11 protein-coding genes are annotated in these 20,196 nt (G+C 45.7%); all 11 read right to left on the reverse strand.

Going from position 1 to position 20,196, the window contains the following annotated elements; translation table 11 throughout:
- Window positions 1-197: 197 nt before the first annotated feature.
- The 11 genes from AB4Z17_RS18110 to AB4Z17_RS18160 all read right to left on the reverse strand — a co-directional run bounded on the left by AB4Z17_RS18110 (window position 198) and on the right by AB4Z17_RS18160 (window position 20,159).
- On the reverse strand, window positions 198-497 hold the full coding sequence (locus tag AB4Z17_RS18110) for a heme biosynthesis protein HemY (protein ID WP_076265580.1): 300 nt from the start codon (window positions 495-497) through the stop codon (window positions 198-200).
- A gap of 159 nt (window positions 498-656) precedes the next feature.
- Entirely contained in the window at window positions 657-1,469 is an 813-nt protein-coding gene (iolB, locus tag AB4Z17_RS18115) for a 5-deoxy-glucuronate isomerase (protein WP_441961200.1), read from the reverse strand.
- A gap of 91 nt (window positions 1,470-1,560) precedes the next feature.
- Window positions 1,561-3,021, reverse strand: coding sequence for a CoA-acylating methylmalonate-semialdehyde dehydrogenase (locus tag AB4Z17_RS18120; protein WP_441961202.1), 1,461 nt, complete (start codon window positions 3,019-3,021; stop codon window positions 1,561-1,563).
- 21 nt (window positions 3,022-3,042) lie between these two features.
- A complete protein-coding gene (gene iolC / locus AB4Z17_RS18125; RefSeq protein ID WP_441961222.1) occupies window positions 3,043-4,038 on the reverse strand; it encodes a 5-dehydro-2-deoxygluconokinase in 996 nt (331 codons plus the stop codon).
- A gap of 18 nt (window positions 4,039-4,056) precedes the next feature.
- Window positions 4,057-5,922 carry a 3D-(3,5/4)-trihydroxycyclohexane-1,2-dione acylhydrolase (decyclizing) gene (gene iolD / locus AB4Z17_RS18130; RefSeq protein ID WP_441961204.1) on the reverse strand — a complete coding sequence of 622 codons (1,866 nt, stop codon included), beginning with the start codon at window positions 5,920-5,922 and terminating at the stop codon, window positions 4,057-4,059.
- A gap of 76 nt (window positions 5,923-5,998) precedes the next feature.
- Window positions 5,999-6,754 carry a sugar phosphate isomerase/epimerase family protein gene (locus AB4Z17_RS18135; protein ID WP_441961206.1) on the reverse strand — a complete coding sequence of 252 codons (756 nt, stop codon included), beginning with the start codon at window positions 6,752-6,754 and terminating at the stop codon, window positions 5,999-6,001.
- Window positions 6,751-7,692: an aldo/keto reductase gene (locus AB4Z17_RS18140; protein WP_441961208.1), complete on the reverse strand. Its 942-nt coding sequence runs from the start codon at window positions 7,690-7,692 to the stop codon at window positions 6,751-6,753. Before AB4Z17_RS18140 ends, AB4Z17_RS18135 begins: the two co-directional genes overlap by 4 nt.
- Window positions 7,693-8,051: 359 nt before the next feature.
- Window positions 8,052-14,687 carry a LamG-like jellyroll fold domain-containing protein gene (locus tag AB4Z17_RS18145; protein WP_441961210.1) on the reverse strand — a complete coding sequence of 2,212 codons (6,636 nt, stop codon included), beginning with the start codon at window positions 14,685-14,687 and terminating at the stop codon, window positions 8,052-8,054.
- Window positions 14,688-14,812: 125 nt separating this feature from the next.
- Window positions 14,813-16,270, reverse strand: coding sequence for a leucyl aminopeptidase family protein (locus tag AB4Z17_RS18150; RefSeq protein WP_441961212.1), 1,458 nt, complete (start codon window positions 16,268-16,270; stop codon window positions 14,813-14,815).
- A 12-nt stretch (window positions 16,271-16,282) separates the two neighbouring features.
- Window positions 16,283-19,156, reverse strand: a complete 2,874-nt coding sequence (locus AB4Z17_RS18155; RefSeq protein ID WP_441961214.1) for an alpha-mannosidase — start codon at window positions 19,154-19,156, stop codon at window positions 16,283-16,285.
- Between the two features lie 46 nt (window positions 19,157-19,202).
- A complete protein-coding gene (locus AB4Z17_RS18160; protein WP_441961216.1) occupies window positions 19,203-20,159 on the reverse strand; it encodes a carbohydrate kinase family protein in 957 nt (318 codons plus the stop codon).
- Between the last annotated feature and the right edge of the window lie 37 nt (window positions 20,160-20,196).

Raw genomic sequence — 20,196 nt, forward strand, 5'->3', positions numbered from 1 at the left:
CTTGAAATATTCGCGAAGAAGTTACACTATCCTGCACATTCGTTTTATGCAGTCATCAGAACTCCATTACCAGACTTTGTCCAACTGTAGGGTTTAAAGCAATCGGATATTATCATAATTCTGTCATGTACTCTCTATAAATGCTTAAAGAGGATGCAAATTTGCATCCTCCCTGTTGACCTTCAATATTTTAAACCTTATTTTTCAAGAAAACCTGTAGAAGGGTTCGTTATGAAGAAACCTTCTTCCGGCACATAAAAATATTGAATCCAAACCCCGTCTAATAGCGGTTCACGTTTATCTAATACAATTTCAATGTCTTTGTCTGTTTTTACAATTTCATCATGTTCAGTAGGTGTATCCAGCTTTATATCATAATGACCATGATCTCCATGATTCTGAGTTATAAAAACACGAATCATCTTCCCTTCTGATTCATTACTGCTCAACATCTTTTTTAAAACGGTTGCTGCATTTCGATTAATTTTGCATTTCATGCTTTATGTCCTCTATTCTTTTTCGACTTACTGTAATAATATTAGTTACAGAATGGGATGTCAAGTTTTGAGTAATCGAAATTAAAAAGAGAGCAATGCCATCATTACAAATGGCATTGCTCTCTTTCAATTGTAGCATTTTAATCCTCGTTATATATCTTATCGTGGCTTCGGCATCAGCCAAGCGTGATCCGGATCGTTATAAAACTTCCAAATACGAACTGGCCCCGCCATTACGTTCAAATAATATACATCATAACCTGGAGGAGCTGATACAGGATGGTAGCCTTTAGGTACAAGTACAACTTCACCGTTGCCTACAGTCAACGTCTCGTCCAACGAACGATCGTCTGTATAGACACGCTGTACTGCAAATCCTTGCTCTGGCTGAACTTGATAATAATAGGTTTCTTCCAGCAGCGATTCCTCAGGCAAAAAATCACGGTCATGCTTGTGTGGAGGAAAACTTGACCAATGACCGGCAGGCGTGAACACTTCTACGACGAGCAGACTGTCTGCATCTGCGGTTTCTGGCAAAATATTATGAACGAGCCGCTGTGTACTGCCCTCGCCACGATTCTCAACCCCAACATGACCAGGTTCGATCAATCTTGCTGCGTGAGTACCGCTGCCTGGAGCCCAGCATACAGCAATTTTCAGGTCTGTTAATGCGGTAATCGTGAAATTATCCTCAGATGGAACATACACGGAATAAGGAGGAATTTTCTCAAAAACATTCATCCGGCGGCCGATGCTCTTCCATTCTGACTTCTCTGTGGAAACGTCAGCTTTTCCTCTAAGCAGGACAACGCAAGCTTCCCGCTCCTCTGTCAGACGGCTAAGTGATTGTCCGGCATCTAGCGTAAACACTTCAAAACCAACATATTCCCACCCTGCAGATTCTGGAGTAATCCGAAGGGTATTACCTTCCTGATCCGGAGTTTGGTTCGGTTTTACAATTAGTTCACTCATTTCAAATGCCTCCCTTCGGGTATTTTGATCCATTGTCCATGCATTTTAACAGGAGGATCAGAATCAACCGATCCTCCTGTCAACGAGCCGCTTACCAGCGGGAAGTAACCATTTTTTTCCTCGTAAAAAACTCGACACCGTCTGAACCGTTAGCATGCAAGTCACCGTAGAACGATTTCTTCCAGCCAGAGAAAGGGAAAAATGCCATTGGGGCAGGTACGCCCAAATTCACGCCCAGCATACCAGCGTCGATCGTTTCACGGAATTGACGAACATGACTGCCATTTTGAGTGAAAATGCACGCTCCATTTGCTAGTTCTGAACGATTGGCAAGTTCAATCGCCTCTTCCAGCGTATCCACGCGGACAATCGACAGAACGGGAGCAAATATTTCGTCCTTCCAGATTTTCATCTCACTCGTCACATGATCAAAAATTGTCGGGCCGACGAAATACCCTTCGCCATTTGATGCGGCATCCGTACGTCCATCACGGAGCAATACCGCTCCCTCTTCTGTGCCTGTCGCAATATAGCCCAGCGTACGTTCCTTGTGCGGACCGCGGATGACCGGCCCTAGAAAGACATCTTTATCCATGCCATTACCAATGATTAGCTTATCAGCTGCCGCGACCAATTTATCAATCAACGTTTCGGACGCTTTCCCAACGGAAACGACGACAGCGCATGCCATACAGCGCTCGCCCGCAGAGCCAAATGCCGCGTTGATGATTTGAGTCACCGCTCCGTCCATATCAGCATCCGGCATGACGATGGTATGGTTCTTAGCGCCGGCAAGCGCCTGAACCCGTTTCCCTTGCGCAGTTGCGGTTTTATACACATATTCCGCGACGGGCTGAGAGCCAACAAACGAAATCGCAATGACGTCCGGGTGTTCAATCAGACCATTTACGACATCGTGTGAGCCATGTACAAGATTCAGCACGCCATCCGGCAAACCCGCTTCCTTAAACAGCTCCACCAGACGATTCGCAAGAAGCGGCGTCCGCTCGGAGGGCTTCAAGACAAACGTATTGCCGCAAGCAATTGCAAGCGGGAACATCCAGCAGGGTACCATCATTGGGAAGTTAAACGGTGTAATTCCGCCCACAACCCCAATCGGATATCGGAACATACCCGACTCCACATTTGTAGCGATGTCTGGAAGCTGTTTTCCCATCATGAGCGTTGGCGCCCCGGCAGCGAATTCAACACATTCAATGCCGCGCATGACTTCCCCGTGAGCATCTTGATAGTTTTTCCCGTTCTCCAAGGTAATGATCTGTGCAAGCTCTTCCCAATGTTCAACTAACAGCTGTTGGTATTTGAAAAGAATTCGAGCACGGCGTGGTACCGGCGTTTTACTCCATGTTTTAAACGCTTCTTTCGCATTTCGGACAGCTTGATCAACTTCATCCTTAGACGACAGCGGAACGTAAGCCAAAATTTCTTCGGTTGCTGGATTAAACACAGCTTCGGTCTTGCCTGAAGTCGAGGCGATCCATTCGCCTCCAATAAAATTGGATAAAGGTATAAGTGCTTGCATTTGGGTCATCAATGTCGTTCTCCTCTCCAATTACGCTTGTTTGGAAGAAAGCATATATTGTTCAATCTGCCCCACTGTCGGCATAGCGTCCGAGCAGCTATGACTGGAAATAACAATGGAAGCTGAAGCGCTGCCGAATGTCATACTGCGGCCGACATCCCATCCCTGCATAAGTCCATAGATAAATCCTGCTGCATACGAGTCGCCGGCTCCGAATGTCTTGATAACCTTAGCTGGGAAAATAGAACCCCGCTGTGAGCTGCCGTTTTTGCCATAAGCAATCGATCCTTCTTTGCCGTGCTTGATGACGACGATCTCAGCGTGGTAACCGAACCATTGCGCGGCAGTTACAGCGTCGCTGCGTTCGGCGTTGCCGTCGAACCGCTCCAGCATATTGAATTCCTCGCGGGTGCCAATAATAATATCGCTTTTCTCCGCTGCCAAATGATAATAAATGGCCGTTTCCTCGGGAGATGCCCACGAATATGGCCGATAATCGATATCGAATATTACCTTCGTTCCGTGTTTACGTGCGTAACGAAGTGCAAGAAGCACCGCCTCGCGGGATGGACTCTGTGCCAGCGCCGTACCGGATACGAGCAGCAACTTGCTTCGCTTTATCAACGATTCGTCAACTTCTTCAGGCGCGAGCAACAAATCTGCCACATTGCTGCGGTACATCAGTATGCTGCAATCCTCTGGGCTTTTGATTTCTGTAAAAGCAAGTCCGGTAACCGCTCCGGTCCGATCCGTTGTGACACCTGAAGTGTCTATGCCGTTATTACGCAGGTATTGATCAATGAATCGGCCCATCTGATCATCAGCAACCTTGCCGATAAACGCTGTTTTCATGCCTAATCGCGACATACCGATGCAGATGTTGGCCGGTGAACCGCCCACATACTTGGTGAAAGTCATCGTTTCTTCCATAGGACGATTGATTTCATTGGCATTCAAATCAATGCATAGGCGGCCGATTGCTACAAAATCCAAATCCTTATCACCCGCAAAAGTAATCGTATCCATCATATCCCTTCTTCCCAATTAATAAGGGCGCGCCGCACTGATGTTTTGCTGCATCTGCTCATGCGCCTTCCTCACTTTGTCGCTCACAGACACCTCAGGTACGCCGACATTCCACCATGAGTCATAACCATCCGTATTCGTTCCCGGAAGCACCTTAATTTCCACCAGCACAGGTCCTTGTTCCGCTTTCGCGTCGTGCAGCGCTTGCTCCAGTTCTTTCGCTGAGGTAGCTTTATATGAGGCAGCGCCTAAGCCGCGGGCAAGCAAAGAGAAATCAATCGGCATAAACGGTCCATCTAACCTTCCCGTCTCTTTGGATCGGAAGCGGAATTCATTGCCGAAGCCGTCGCTGCCGTGACCGCGCTGCAAGTTATGAATGCATTGAAACCCGTTGTTATCAAATAGTAAAATGGTCAGCTTCACGCCCTCTTGTATTGCCGTAATCAGCTCAGAGTGCAGCATGAGGTAGCTTCCATCACCAACTAACGCATACACTTCACGATCCGGTTCCGCAAGCGCGACGCCAAAAGCACCGCTTATCTCATACCCCATGCAGGAAAAACCATATTCCAAGTGATAAGTGTTCGGTTCAGTTACACGCCAGACACGGTGCAGATCGCCCGGAAGGCTTCCAGCGGCGCCAACGACAACATCCTTCGATTCGATGAATCCATTAATGATACCGAGAGCTCTAGTCTGGGTTAACCCATTGGCGCTCTCCAAGGCGTAGAGACGATCAACTTCACTGTCCCACTCCGCTTTCAACTCTTTAATATAACCGTCAGCATAGCTGGATCTGAATCTGCGATTCGTTAATTCCATCTGCAGTGCGACAATCGCCAACTTTGCGTCTGCTGTGATCGAATCCGCTTCCATTTTGACCGCATCAAATGAACTAACGTTCAAGTTAAGGAATGCGGCATCGGAGTTGCGAAAAGCCGATTTGGATGCCGTCGTGAAATCAGAAAATCGTGTACCGATTCCAATGATCAAGTCTGCTTCGGCAGCTATCCGATTCGCCGCCAGCGTGCCGGTTGTACCAACTCCGCCGAGGCTAAGCGGATGATTCCACGGCACCGCGCTTTTGCCCGACTGCGTCTCAGCTATTGGAATGCCAAATGCTTCTGCAAAAGCAAGAAGCTCTTTCGTCGCATCCGCGTAGTGAACGCCTCCCCCTGCGATGATTAAAGGTTTCTTCTTGCGCATGATCAAATTTGCGGCACGTAAAATGGCATCCTGTTCCGCTGGACGGCGCTGCAGGAAATGGATTCGCTTCTCAAAGAAACGCGCTGGATAATCATAAGCCTCTGTTTGAACGTCCTGCGGCAGCGCTAGCGTAACCGCTCCGGTGTCAACTGGATCAGTCAGCACGCGCATCGCCTGTAGAAGCGACGACATCAGCTGTTCCGGGCGGACGATGCGATCCCAAAACTTGCTGACTGCCTTGAACGGATCGTTTGCCGATATGGAGTAGTCACTCGGAACCTCCAATTGCTGCAGTACGGGGTCAGGCTGGCGGGATGCAAAGTTATCGCCTGGCAGCAGCAGCACAGGTATGCGGTTAACCGTTGCCGTTGCGGCTCCAGTCATCATATTAAGTGCTCCTGGGCCGATTGAAGTCGTGCAGGCAAAAATCTGACGGCGGTTCTTCTGTTTGGCGTAAGCTGTAGCCGCGTGAACCATACCTTGTTCGTTCTTCCCTTGGACAAACAATAACTCTGTAGTTTCTCGCTCAAGAGCTTCTCCGATCCCTGTGACGTTACCATGTCCGAAGATGCCCATAACACCACGAACGAACTTTATCTCTTCTCCGTCTACAGACAAATACTGTTGATCCAGAAATCGCAGCAAAGCCTGCGCCATAGTAAGGCGAATCGTTTTCATCAGCAAAACCTCGATTCATTATAGATTGGATAAGGAAAAGCCCGCTGTTCCGGTTATTCAGATGCGGGCTTCATAGTTAAACGAGCATTTTTTCCAATTTCAATAAGTATTCCAGGCTAGCAGCCAGACTGTCCAACGGACTTCCTGTGCAATAATCCTGCTCTACCGCAAACCACTCAACGCCGCTTCGCAATCCCCATTGCAGGATTGGAGAAAAATCGATAACTCCTGATCCGAYCTCAGCAAAAGTCTCTCTGCTGTCAGCAGTCATGTCCTTCAAATGAAGAATCGGCATACGATTCGCGTAGTTCTGGATGAAGGACAGAGGATCTTGGCCAGCTTTGCGAACCCAGTACGTATCAATCTCAGCGTAAATGGCTGGATCATCAAGCAAGTACTCGAGTGCAAATTTACCATCTATGGATGTATGAAATTCAAAATCATGATTATGATAGCCAACGCGATATTTCGTGCCCTTAACTTTAGCAGCCACTTCAAGCAAGTCTTTCTTCACGCTTGCATACCCTTCTGGGTTTTGCAGCCCATCCGGCAGGGAGTGACAGATAAAGTCTTTCGTATCGAATAAGTTAGCCTCTTCCAGCACAGCATCTAAATCAAACTTCATTCGTTCCAGCCCTACATGCATGCCAGCGGTACGTAATCCGAGTTCCTTCATCACCGTAGCAATTTCTCGTGCTTCATATCCGTGCAGCCCGTCAATTTGAACGGCCGCCCATCCCATTTCACTCAATTGCTTCAAAACAGCTGGAAAATCCTTCTTTACTTCGTTTCTTAAAGTGTAGAGCTGAGCCGCCAATTGGTGTTTGATCATTCCGCAATCTCCTCCGTTTTCAAATCCAGCCATTCGACTTCCCCGGCAGTTAATGGTAGATTCATAGCCATAACCGAATCATGAAGCTCATCAAGATTTCGAGGTCCGATGATTGCACATGTTGGGAAAGGTTGATGAAGAACATAAGATAATGAGATTTGAATCGGCGTTACCTGCTTCAGCTCCGCTAGCTTCACCGCTCGTCGGTATCGCTCCCAGTTGTTGTCGTTGTAATACACTCTCACCATTTCCGAATCAGAGAGATTGTCTGGCGTAAAATGGCCTGAGAAAAATCCGCCTGCCTGCGAAGACCATGACAATAGCGGCAGTTTGTTACGCTCATGCCAATTGCAGGTTTCCTCATCAGCAGACACACAGCCCTCCCACCTCGGCTCTTTCGCTTTAGCAAGACTCAGGTTCGTACTGCTAAACGTAAAACCTACTAGCTGATGCGCCGCCGCGTATTCGTTCGCTTCCTGTATGCGCTGATGCGACCAATTCGATGCGCCAATCGCGCGAATCTTCTTCGTTTCAAGCTGCTCATTCAGCACTTCCATGATCGGCCCAACCTCGACGGTCGGATCATCTCTATGAAGCGCGTATAGATCGATATAATCTGTTCCCAGCCTCTCCAAGCTTTCGTCCAGATCCTTTCGGATGGCTTGCGGGTTCACCCGTGGGCCTGGACTCCCATCATCGTGGTGAGCGCCTTTGTTCATAATGACTACTTTTTCCCTGATCTTCTTCTCCGCCAGCCATTGTCCCAAAATCTTCTCTTTCCCTCTGTACTGATGGGCAGTATCAAACATATTGCCGCCTGCTTCAATGTAAGCATCAAGCATCAACCGTTTTGCATCGTCCAATACTCTCAGGTCTCCCGTTCCCATAATCAACCGGGACATCGGCTTGTTCACACCTTGCATCTCCATCATTTCCATATGAACACTCCTTTCATGCTGCAGTTATTCTGTTCTTCCTCTTTCAATAATTACATCAATCGAAGTTCGATAATGTCTCCAACAAAACGTCTTTAATAGCTCATCTATTTTGTTCATCAATCTGTATGGTAGCGATACCATAAATGGACAATCATGTTTTCTGGAATCGCTACCATACGGTAATTGAAGTCAGTATAATAGATTCTACCCCGTTTTACAATAGCCTCTAAAAATTACTTTTCTCAACTAAACCAAAAATGTTGAAAACCCTTTCATTTAACATTAAGAATCGTGCATATTCAGTCATTGCAAAAAAGGAATAGCCGCCCTGTTGAGCTAGAGCGGCACTCCCCCATTCATTATTTATTGATCATGTTATACAAGATTACAGCTGATTCTGCTCTTGATAGTGGAGCCAGCGGAAGAATGTAATTCCCATTTCCTTTGACAATTCCATTTTCAATCAACGCCGTCAAGCTTTCCATCGCATAGCTCGCAACTTTTGCTTTGTCGTTAAAACGATCCAGCCCAGCTGACGTGCCTTCGTTCAGCTTCATACCGGCAGCCTTCATCGATTTATGGAGTAGAACGAACGCGTCCTGCCTCGTAATCGGTTGAAGCGGATTAAATTTATTGTCTCCGCTGCCGTTAGTGATGCCAAGCTTTTTGGCGATCATCACTTCATTATAATAATAGGAAGAAAAACTGACGTCATCGAAATTCGTATCGATTGGAGCTGTTAATTCAAGCGCCTTAACAAGCAGGACGATAAAGTCCGCCCTTGTTATTGTGGTTGAAGGATTGTATTTTGTTGCAGACGTGCCATTAATAATTCCTTTGGATGCCAGCACTTCGATTTGCCTTTTAGCCCATTTCACGTTCTCGAGATCATCGAATGTTTTATGAACAAACATGATCGCATATTTGCTGAAATGAGTTGTCGTAAAAGCAACCGTTTTTGTAATTGGCTCATATATACTGTTCGGTACTATAATCGCTTTGCCAATGTTATTAATGTACCCTGCTACAATATGCTCCGAATCGGCTAACTCGGCATCTGATGGTGTATACGGAACTGAAATTTTCACTCGAGCCTGTGGATTGCTCCAAGCAACCTTAGCTCCATCGATATACACATCAACCTCAATAATTGGCCTATCGCCAACCTGCTCCTGTAAAGCTGGATCAAGCGCTGTTTTATCTACGCTCGCAATAATTAGCGCAACCGACTTCGCTCCGGTCAAATCCTGTCCGTTTAGCATATTGGCAGGTACCGTTATTGTTCCAATTGCAGTCGTTATCTCGATCAAATGCGTCGCTAGATCAGAATGAAGTGCTGCTTTCGGAAGCTCAACGACATATGCTTTTGCTTTATCCGCTTTCTGCACCTCGACTTTAACCGTTTTCACTCCATCGTCATCAGCTGAAGATGTGCTAAGCGCTTTGTTCCAGTCTCGCTCTTCAACCACGGCCCTTGCTTCTCCCGTTCTAGCATCAACTTTAGGCACTAAATTAATTGAACCTTTGTCGTTTGTCACGTCGGGAGTGACGACATCAACGGCATCATTTTTTGCAAAACGAAATCTGATGCTGAAATCAAATGGAATGTTGTACATATCTCCGGGACCAATCAGAAATTTCGTGTCCAGATATGAACGCTCCCCTACCGGAATGCTATCAACATATGGCGAGAACGTCTTCACACGAATCTCCTTTGACTTTTCATCAAATTCAAAAAAAGTTGTCCAACCGTTGCCGCCAGCGATATCCGATTGATAATCAGTTAACACCTGCAAGACTTCATTTCCATTAGCCTTCTTCTTCACATTCAGACCAGCACCGCTAATATGTCCGCCTACCATCATGAATACTTGATCATAATTCTCGACAAGGTCTCTCCAGAATAAGCTGCCCTGACCGCCTTCGCTTACTTGGCCGTTGCCATCGATCGTCATAATATTATGCGAGAAGATGACGGTTGGCATTTTCGGGTTCTCATTAAGCACCGTTTTTGCCCAGTCTCTTTCTTTTGTATTACTCGAATTGTTCCCCACTGAGTCTACCGCAAGGAACATATACTTATAGCTGCCGGCTGTAATGATCGAGTAGGTGCTTAATCCCGAGGGGGAAGCACCCTTGAAATGTTCCGTACCAGAAAATCTTTTGGGACCCATCGTATCGATATAACCAGAACCATTCAAATCGTGATTGCCGCGAGTAACAATATAAGGCACATTAGCTTGATCTAAAATCTTATAGGCCTTATCGGCAGAAGCCCATTCCTTGGCTGCACTGCTTTGTGTCGTGTCGCCAACATTTACAGTCATCGCAATATTCTTGCTAACATAATTATCTGCAATAAACTGTAGCTGCTTCTCAAGAATTTCCGGTTTGGATTGCACCACATACTGTGGATCTGGAATGATCGCAAACGTATATGTATCTTGTGCAAACATCGGAAGATCATTATTAGTCCCATAGTTTACCTTATAATTAAACTCCGTTTTAATGAATTGGTCCTTCTCCAATGCTTTACTAGAGACCCTGATATGTTTGATTTTCCCTAAAAAGAGACTGCTTGGCGCTCTATCCCACTCATAAGCTCCGACATTCCATCCCATACCCGCTTCGGTTGCAATCCCATTTATGATTTCGTCCGTTTCAGGATTGCGAATGGATTCWACACCATTTAGGAATAATCGAGTCTTTGAGCCATCATTCACAATGGCAACATGTGTATAGTCATCTGACTGCGCCCAAGCTTTAATAGCTGAAAGTGAGTTCGACCAGTTCGATTGGATCTCGTTCGAGCTCGAGTTCCCATGCGTGCTTGCCCATTGAACTTCGCGAATGCTTGAAATGGAGAGCGTTGATAGCGGCTCCTGTTCCCCTGGATCAAAAGTGTTATTCCCTTGACGGGTCAAAATTCCCATCCAGTTATTAATACTGGAGCCAAGCTTAAATTCTGCTTCAATCGTAAAACCTTTATCGAAACTTTCCCTATTGATTGGTGCGCCTGCTACTGTCGTCAAATATTGGCCATCTTTTTTTTCATTTGCAAAATCAAGAGCACCGTCTTCAGTAAATGACAGCCTATTGTCTCCCGGAGTTCCAGCAACGGCCATTTTAAGATCATTACCCATGCCGCTCCTATCTTTTATAACCAAATTGCCTGCTTCGATAGATGTTCCAGGCTGCACATTTGCTTCGGAAAATACCCAATCAGCAATTACGGGATTCTCAGGATCAGTGCCAGGTATTTCGCCTAAAGTCAGTTCAACAGGCTCTGCTGCATCCTGCTCATTGTACAGCTCAAACTCGCTGATCGCATATTTATGATCGGTATTTAAATTCGCTGCCCATAGCAGCAAATAAATGCCTTTCAACCCCTTATAACCTTCACCGTAATATTCCTTATAATTGGGAAGATCAATGGTTACACTCTCGTAAATGTCTGGACTGTCTGTCTGCCATGTCGGTTTATAGGCTTTAGCATTAAGCTCCTGCCATGTGGTGCCATTTACAGAAGTTTCAGTATCGATGACGGTTATACCTTGCTGCTGTGCATTATTGACGACAAGAACTAGTTTATTAAAATCTTGAAGATTATCGTCGTCCCATTGCAGCATAATCCGATGCGCAGGATTGAACTCTCCTTTTGGATTCAGGTTTGTAATAGCAGCACTTTGGAAATACGTCTCCTCATCCCCGTCAGCAAACTTGAGCGGCGAATGCTCACTTGAGTTATCGTAATCGTTTCTAATTAAGTTAGCTGGCTCTCCATCTTTATTTAAATATGTCGCACTTACAACCGTAGCTTCAAGCGCTGCATTTTTGTTTCGTTTTACCGTTAGCGTATAGGTTTTTGTTGTCATGCCATCCGCTGCTTTGGTAACGAATACGATCTTGCTATTGCCCATCGGCAGCTTCGCTGTAATCTTCTGGCCGCTGACGACAGGAATATCGTTAACTGTCATCGTGCCTTTTTTGTTTTTCAGCCGTGGTTGAATCGTAATGGCATCTACTTTTGTATTAACCCTAGTTGTATATTCGTATATTTCGCTATTAAAGACAATGTTCTCTTTTCCTCCACTGATCACTAACTCCGACAATGATGCTTCGCTGTTTGCATCCAGCACCGTTATTGTACTTTTAGCGACAAATCGTCCGTCTAATGTTCTGGCCGAAATCTCAGCCGAGCCCGGTAATTTCGCAAATACCTTACCGCTCTGATCCACAGCAGCTACATCAGCGTTGCTGCTGAACCATTCATATATTTTGTTCGTTGCATTGCTTGGTAAGATCTCAGCAGTCAACTTCATCGTTTCATTCGTATAGAGCGTTCCGGTTGAGGGGGAAACCTTAATGCCAGTTACAAGAACAACGTCACTAGTAACCGTGATGCTAGTGGATGCCTTTTTGTTGCCATCAACACTAATTGCCGTAATAACTGCTTTCCCTCCAGCTATCGCAGTTACTTTTCCATTGCTGTCTACTGTCGCGATCTGCTCATTCGATGTGTACCAATCTACACTCTTCTCGGTCGCTCCTGCTGGTAAAACAACCGCTTCTATTGCTTCCGTTTCTCCTGCATCCATTGTAAGTGTCTCAGGCAGGCTTATAGCATTCGCAGCAATGTAGTCAAGATTTACTTTTGTTTTATCCAATTGGAATAAATCCGCTGCTCCCCCGTTAAGGACGACTTCTAGTTGATAGAGGTTTCCGCCAATTGGCGTCAATTCAACAGGTTCCAGATCTCCTGTATGTCTACTTACTCTCTTAATCGCATCCTTATTGTATTTTGCTAGATTTAATTGCACCGTTATCGTCTGTTCCGTCTCTGCACCCTCTCCGTGCTGCTCCACCGTTTTACCGTTACCTGAGGTCAGTCCATTCATGACCATAAAATATTCCATGTCTGTGGAGTTGAAAAACGACTCTGTATCTGGCAGAGGTTCAAAAAAACCAAGCATTACATCGCCATTAAGTCCACCTTGAACGCTGGAGTTTTTCGAAACAACGCTCCTTAAATAAGGATGCTTTAGCTGAGTATTCTTATCGAATATTGGTGTTTCTCTAGGCGTTAGGTTTTTAACGATTCTTCCGTTTGAATCCTTATGTTGCCCCGGCAAAATAGAGACATCTGTGCTATTGAGCCGTACGAGATGCGGTCCAAGGTTGTTTATTTGCCTTGCCATTTCGGCATATTRCTCATATTGCTTTGTAGGTTTACCGTCCTTGTCAAAAAACAAGAAAGCGTTGCTGTCATACTCCCAGCGGAACATGCTGAGCCATTTGCCGCCCATCGTCAATGTGGCGAACGGAACGCCGTATATTTGAGATTCAGTTATAATATATGGACCTACATCTGCAGGAATCTCACCTGTCTTGAAGCCAAGCAAATATTGCCCGAAAGCGATCGGACTTTGCCCGGTTCCGTCATAGCCCTTAAGTGCAATCGTTCTTTGGTCATTAATGTTATTGACGATTGTTGTAAATAGATTGTTGTCCGAGCCTCTCGTTGAGAATAAATAATCGTCGAAAGTGAGCAGGTCAGGTTCGGCCGTACGAATGTACGTTTCATAATCGTCCCTTTGCCATTGACGCGATTGTTGGTTGCTGTGAGCGAGGACATCCGGATAAAGTCTGTGGCTTAGCTTGAACCAATCCGTAAAGGTTTTTAAGATCTCTTTGTTGTAGTTTTCTTCATCTCCAAATGATATCGTAATCAGCTTATCTACATTAGCTTTTTGCGCATCACTCAGAAATCCCGTCATATCTTTTTCTTTCGGACCGCCTCCCAAGCCATCTCCGAATGCCCCTTTTACAAACGACCATTGTGCTTCTGGCACCTGGTTATGGAACGTTTGGTTATAGCCCGGATATTCGTAATAGGTAGCCGTAGTAAAATGACTGTTTTTCCATTCCTCTGCACTAGCGTATTTCCGACCTGATTGATCCGTTGTCATCCACGTCTGCATTTGCAGCCCTTTATCAATCAAAACTCTGCTAGCGCGAGATAACGTTTTTGGTGGAATAACAGTTACAGTCCTCACTTTGGTAACCGAATCTCCTGCTTGGTTAGATACCGTATAGTTCACTTTGTAGATGCCGCCTTTACTCGTATCGACAAGACCAGTCGTTTGAATATCGGCCGTAATATCTCCGTCCATTAAATCGGATGCTTGTGCTCCGCTCTCCACATAGGTATCGTTCAAAGATAAACTCAATTCCGAATGACCGTTTAACGAAATAATAGGCCAATTAAAACCCGGAACCTGTTTCATTTCCTCATCTGTCAGAGCCTTGTCATAAATTTTGAATTCGTCGATGAGCCCCGGCCACGCATTTGTCACTTCCGGCTCTCGGTCAGCTCCAATCCGAAAATCACCATAATTCGATACTAATAACGTATCGTCCGAAGCTGTTTCGAACGCACCGTTGACATATAGCTTAACCCGGTCACCCTCTCTGCTAAGGGCAACATGGTACCACTTTTTAGACTCAATTACGGTTTCTCCGATCGTCGTTTTTCCGCCTAGAGAGGATTGTAATCTACCATCTGCTCTGCGTGATAACAGCGTTTCTCCGCCCTCACCTTGCTGCTGAACAATGACAACGTCTCTGTTTGTATAGTTTGAATTGAAATGGACAAGCAGGCTCATGGAGAAATCGCTGCCTGTATTTATCAAATTCTGATTCGGTATAGTGGCGTAACTAAGATAACCATTTAACAATAAGGCTTTTCCTACCTTGCCGCTTCCTATTGCAGCATCGGTAAGGATAGCATTATTCCGCTTCAACGTGTCCGGAGATATGCCATCCTTTGACACTTCATCAAATTTCCATTCACCAATTAAACCGGAAATCGTCGTAGGTTGACTGCTATCATCAGCATAAGCAATAGCATGAGGAAAACTGATACTGATACAGCTGATCCACAAACTCATAACCAAAATCATGCTAACCAATCTTTTATTTCTCATAAGCAACATAAATAACCTCCTACATTCATTTGATAGAATAATAAATTCAACGCTCACCCACCTGTTGTTTAATGTTATATATGTATTTGTTTGCGTTTACAAAATATAAATAAAGAGGAGGAATACCCTCCTTTTTATCTCGACATCACAAACGAAGCCAACATTCTCGCGCCGAAACCGGTCGCACCAATAGCCTGCTGGCCACTCGCGGAGGATGAATCTTTTGGACCATTCATGTCGATATGTGCCCATTTCAATGAAGGATGGACAAACTTGCGTAAGAACAGTGCCGCTGAAATCGCTCCTCCGCCATCACCGCTGCTAATGTTGCAGACATCGGCATATGTGCTATCCAAATACGATTCGTATTCATCTACTAATGGCAGCTGCCATACTTTCTCGCCAAACGGCTCACCTGCATGTTTACACAACCCCACCAACTCATCGTCGCCGAGTATACCTGCAATCTTCGTTCCAAGCGCGCCGACGACAGCGTAAGTTAACGTCGCCATATCGATCGCTTCCACTGCCCCTATTCGATGAGCATGGATCAACGCATCAGCGAGTATGAGTCGGCCTTCCGAATCGGTATTGCCTACTTGAACGGTTAGGCCATTCGCATATCGGATTACATCACTCGGTAGTAAGCTGTTCCCTGATATAACGTTCTCTGCAGTCGGCACCAACACCGCTATGTTGGCGGACGCACCGCTCTTAACGACGATATCCAGCGCTCCAAGCACACCTGCCGCTCCGGCCATATCCATCCTCATACTGCTAATATCGTAATCTTTTTTAAGGCTGATTCCCCCGGTATCGAACGTAATTCCTTTGCCAATTAGAGCTGTAAGCGGTTTTGACGCATCCGTACAATATCGAAGTTCGATAAATGCAGGCGAATATGCGCTTCCTTTACCAACCGCTATTACGCCGGCAAAACCTTGCCTCTCGAGCTCCTCGCCAGTGTAGACATTAATCTCCACACCCGTTCCGTCAAAACGCTCCATCACTTTGTCCGTTAGTACTAACGGACGCAAATAGTTGGCTGGTTCATTCGCAAGATCGCGCGCCCAGATCGTACCTTCAGCATGAATTTCCCCTTGGCGARTAGCCTCTTGGATCTGCATATCGGGCTGTCCATCGAAAGAAAGGATCGGGGTTTCCTGCTTATCTGACTTCGTCTTATATTTATCGAAGGAATACGTACCCAGTTTCCAACCTTCCACCCATGCCGTGACAGCTTCTGCTTCTTGACCCAATGCTGTATTGGCATCCCACAGCGCTTGAAAAGAAACATGCACACGACCACATTTCTCATTGGCTGCTGCTCTTCCCGTGTTGCCGGCTGCTTCCCTAATCCGAACAGGGTGAATTAGCGAGGCATCACCCATACCTACGATAACAACATCCGGTTGTCCTAGACGACCATAGAACCACGTTATTGCATCTTTGGCGCCCATATGTGGTCTCAATACAGACACATCGAACAAATGCCGGACTCGAGGCATATCCAGAATCCGTTCTACATTTTGTTCATAAACCGGATAAATTAAGGTTTGTGTAGTCTTTTCTGCTTGCTGATCGATACTCACCGGACAACCCTCCTATTGTTCAAATTCAATACATAGGCTCGCGACGCCAAAAGCCATAACCTCAAAGCCTATCTGTGATTCATTCATGAATACTTCCCCCTCAACTAGAGGACATTCTAACGTATCGACAAAATAAGCTTTGCTCACTTTCCGGCATAACTCCAGCTTTACCGAGGATGTGTTTCCTTCGGTTTCATACACGCGAATAATCCATCGATTAACAGCTTGATTGTCCTCAGGCATCTTGATCGCAGAGATTGCAATCGTTCCTTCAACTAATTGCAAGAAGCTTTGTGTTGTCGGCCAATCTCCATTACTCGCAGCCGCTGAGATGTATTGGAGTGGAAGATGGTAATGGGAGGATTGTTCAATCAATTGCTGGTTTTTAGAAGCATCAACTACACAAATACTTAAACGAATGCGATGAACCCCTGTATTCGGATAAGCATCCGGACCATAAGAGCCCCGCAGCAGTGTGACGGAAAGTGCTCTATCCGTACCTCGGAATCCATATTTACAATCCGATAGAAGCATAATTGCTCTACCCTTCTCATGGTTCGAAGGAACACCGAGTGCCCAACTGTTCGCAGGTACGTCTAAGTCGAGGGAAGGACGTTCAATCGTACCGAAAGCCATATTGTATCGATAGGAATCGCTTTCATAACCAAAAGGCGCATAAAACTGTAACTGCGGTGTAAATTCCTTTTCATTGCCGTACTCATGCCAATCACATTCCACATTGTAATCAAGCCTGCTGCTGCCCTGGTCCAGAGATACCGTAACTTGCAATTTCGATCTTCGAAACGGGACGCTGAACGTAATGGATTGCCTCAGCAGCTTGCTGCCTAATTCACTGCTTTCGATTTTGATGCCTTCAGTGAGCTCTTCAATTTTGCGGTATCGGCCTACCAGCCATGCATTGCCACCTCCTTGAAAAGTATCCTCCTCGATGAATCGGAATACGCCTGCGGGTCGGCTGCTATCGATGAGCTGCTGTCCATTCTCTTTATTGATTAATGAAATAATCGTAAGCTTTCGCACATCTAGGACTGCCTTTAACAGCTCGTTCTCGAGCACAAACGTATACAGTTCCACAGGCGGAAGGTTTTGACCCGTAAGATAGAAATCATTTGCCGTTAGGGCTGCCATATCCCCCGCTTTTTCCGTCATGATATAGGTGCTGTATCCTAATGCTGGGACATTTACGGGCAGTAATATACGCAAGAAAAAGTGCCCCCAATGCTCGGCAAATCCACGATCCACAAATTGAAAATCAAGTTGATTTCCCTCGTCGTCTTCGAAACCGATGCTTTGGATATTTCCATCCCAATCCCAAATCGTAATCTCGGCTAATTCTTTACGTGCGGTAGTAGCACTGTTGAACACATTAAATATCCGTGTTTTCCCGCGTCCGCGGTCACTTTCGCCCGTTCGAAATTGATGCTTTATGCTGACACCAACTCCAGCGCCTGCTCCTTCGGAAAAGCTTTCTTTCAGGTCTTCGCCCTCAACAAGAAAACGTGAGGTATCGATGTGCGCTGCAAGACTGCGCATAGCAGCGCTTCGTTTGCTATTAGCCATGGCGGATATTTCTTGGAACGCTCCAAGTGCATGATCACGCGTTTCTGGAATGCCTGTTCCCGGCAAAATATCATGAAATTGATTAAATAAAGTTTTTCTCCAAGCTTCTTCTAATTGCTTGCCATAATACTTGGACGAAGTCCAAAGCGTGGACACACTAGACAATGCTTCCGCTTCATACAACAGGTTTTCCGAAACTCGGTTCGCTTGTTTCAAACGTGCTTCCGAGCTGTAACACCCTGTAAAAATAAAGTTCAGCTCGTTTTGGACAATCGGAAGTTTATCGGCTATTTGCTCTGTTAACGCGAAGTATTCTGCATACTTTCCGAAGCGAATGGTTGGAAAAATCGGCCATTCCTTCATATCAAGTATGCGCTCTATGTCACGCCGCGTCGGACCGCCGCCATGATCACCTACCCCATATACTTTCATCATCGTATTCAAGCCTGTTTTCTGACAAAACTCCGGCACCGTAAGCACCATTTCACCCTCAATGCGGGAATCGTACCAATGCGGCTCTTTATATGCGATTACCGATCTCCCTGAGGGCGCCATCCAGCGATAGAGGTGATGTCCCTCATTGTTATGACCGCGGCAATAGTAATAATATTTGATGCCCGCGTGATGCAATGTTTCCGGCACATTAAGCGCATGACCGAAAGTGTCCGGCTCAAAATCGATTTGCAAATCATCCAACTGCAATCCGAACAACTGTGTAAGATAGTTTTTGGCATATAAGAACTGCCGAGTCATACTTTCACCGTTTGGCATGTTCTTATCCGCTTCAACCCAAGTTGATGCCGTTACTTCCCATCGTCCTTCTTGTACACGAAGTTTGATTTCTTCTAGCATTTCAGGATCATAGGATTCAACAATATGATAGGCAGCTGCTTGAGAATGGGAAAAGCAAAAATCAGGATACTCCTGCAGCAGATCCAGCATAGTCTGGAACGTATTAAGAGTCGCAGATACCGTCTCATCCCAGCCCCAAAGAAAATTCATATCTAAGTGGGCATGAGCAGCACAAATTAAATGGTACGACTTCGCTGCTGCTGCCATTTCAGACAACCGCTGCTCTGCACTGCGAACCGTTTGCTCCCCGATGATGCCTTCTTGATCTAATGTATTCAGCAGATCAATAACAACTGGATCGATCAGATCATCATACTGACCTCCCATCACCTTTGAAACCCGATTAGCATATTCCAATTCCGCAACGATGCGTTTGCTCCATTGCCCTCCAGGCACACGAGTTTTCAGCTTTACGAGATTTGCGTTCAGATTCTCGACTTGTATGATGTCCACTCTCCTAAAACACGCTTATAGTCTCGTACACTATGAATCATTAGATTCATAGTGTGGTTTCCAGCGTTTCTATTGTTTCTCCAATTCGATCTGCGATAAATTTCTCTAGCAGCTCTATGTTTGTCGTCCCTGTATTTCCACCATATTCACTTACAGACAGTGCGCCGCAAGCATTTCCATATATCAAACATTCCTCTGGATTTTTCCCTGCCAAATATCCATAAATATAACCGGCATTAAAAGAATCACCCGCTCCAGTCGTGTCGACGACTCGGACAGAGAAGCTCGAACGATAGGACTGCTGCCCGCCTACCGATGTCACCGCACCCTTCGAACCCAATTTGAGCACGATATGGCTGCTGTGTTTAGAAAGAACTTCAAGACTTTCTTCTACCGTTGTACAACCGGTATAGTGTATAGCTTCGGTTTCGTTCATGAAGAAAACGTCGATATCCTTCATTAATTCAAAAATGCCAGGATACCATTCCCCAGAGTCATCCCACCCCATATCAATAGAGGTCGTTACRCCTAGTGCTTTAAGATTTTTTACGGTTTCCAAAAATTCAGCATGATTGCGGCTTCCCTTATAACAAGTCAAATGAACATGGCGTCCTAATAAAACACTATTCATGTCAAGCTGCTGCAAGCTAAGCTCGGCGTTTGACCCTGCAAACGTAATAAAAGAACGATCATTTTCCGGATTAATTGCAATGGAAATGCCTGTATTGCTGCTGCTCTTTTTAATATATCTGGTATCGATTCCATACCGAGAAAATTGATCTTTTATAAGCTGACCAAATCCGTCGTCACCTAGAACCCCGTTAAAGGCAACCTTCAAACCTAGCTTGGCTGTCGCCAAACTAAACAAAGCTGCCCCTCCGCCGACGTGGATGGTCATATTTTGAACAAATACCTCTTGTCCGGGTGCTGGCAGCTCGTTGCAGCCCTCAACAACTAAATCAATATTCGCGTCTCCAATCACGATGACATCGTAATTTTTCAATGGTGCCTCATCTCCATCTATTTCCGATATGCACTGA

The sequence above is a fragment of the Paenibacillus sp. TAF43_2 genome (assembly GCF_052113545.1).
In the GTDB taxonomy this organism is placed as follows: Bacteria; Bacillota; Bacilli; order Paenibacillales; family Paenibacillaceae; genus Pristimantibacillus.

What these genes read in the sequence shown, in the direction of transcription:
- AB4Z17_RS18110 (WP_076265580.1), bottom strand. Translation starts at nt 497, where the DNA reads ATGAAATGCAAAATTAATCGAAATGCAGCAACCGTTTTAAAAAAGATG.
- iolD (WP_441961204.1), bottom strand. Translation starts at nt 5,922, where the DNA reads ATGAAAACGATTCGCCTTACTATGGCGCAGGCTTTGCTGCGATTTCTG.
- iolB (WP_441961200.1), bottom strand. Translation starts at nt 1,469, where the DNA reads ATGAGTGAACTAATTGTAAAACCGAACCAAACTCCGGATCAGGAAGGT.
- AB4Z17_RS18120 (WP_441961202.1), bottom strand. Translation starts at nt 3,021, where the DNA reads ATGACCCAAATGCAAGCACTTATACCTTTATCCAATTTTATTGGAGGC.
- iolC (WP_441961222.1), bottom strand. Translation starts at nt 4,038, where the DNA reads ATGGATACGATTACTTTTGCGGGTGATAAGGATTTGGATTTTGTAGCA.
- AB4Z17_RS18140 (WP_441961208.1), bottom strand. Translation starts at nt 7,692, where the DNA reads ATGGAAATGATGGAGATGCAAGGTGTGAACAAGCCGATGTCCCGGTTG.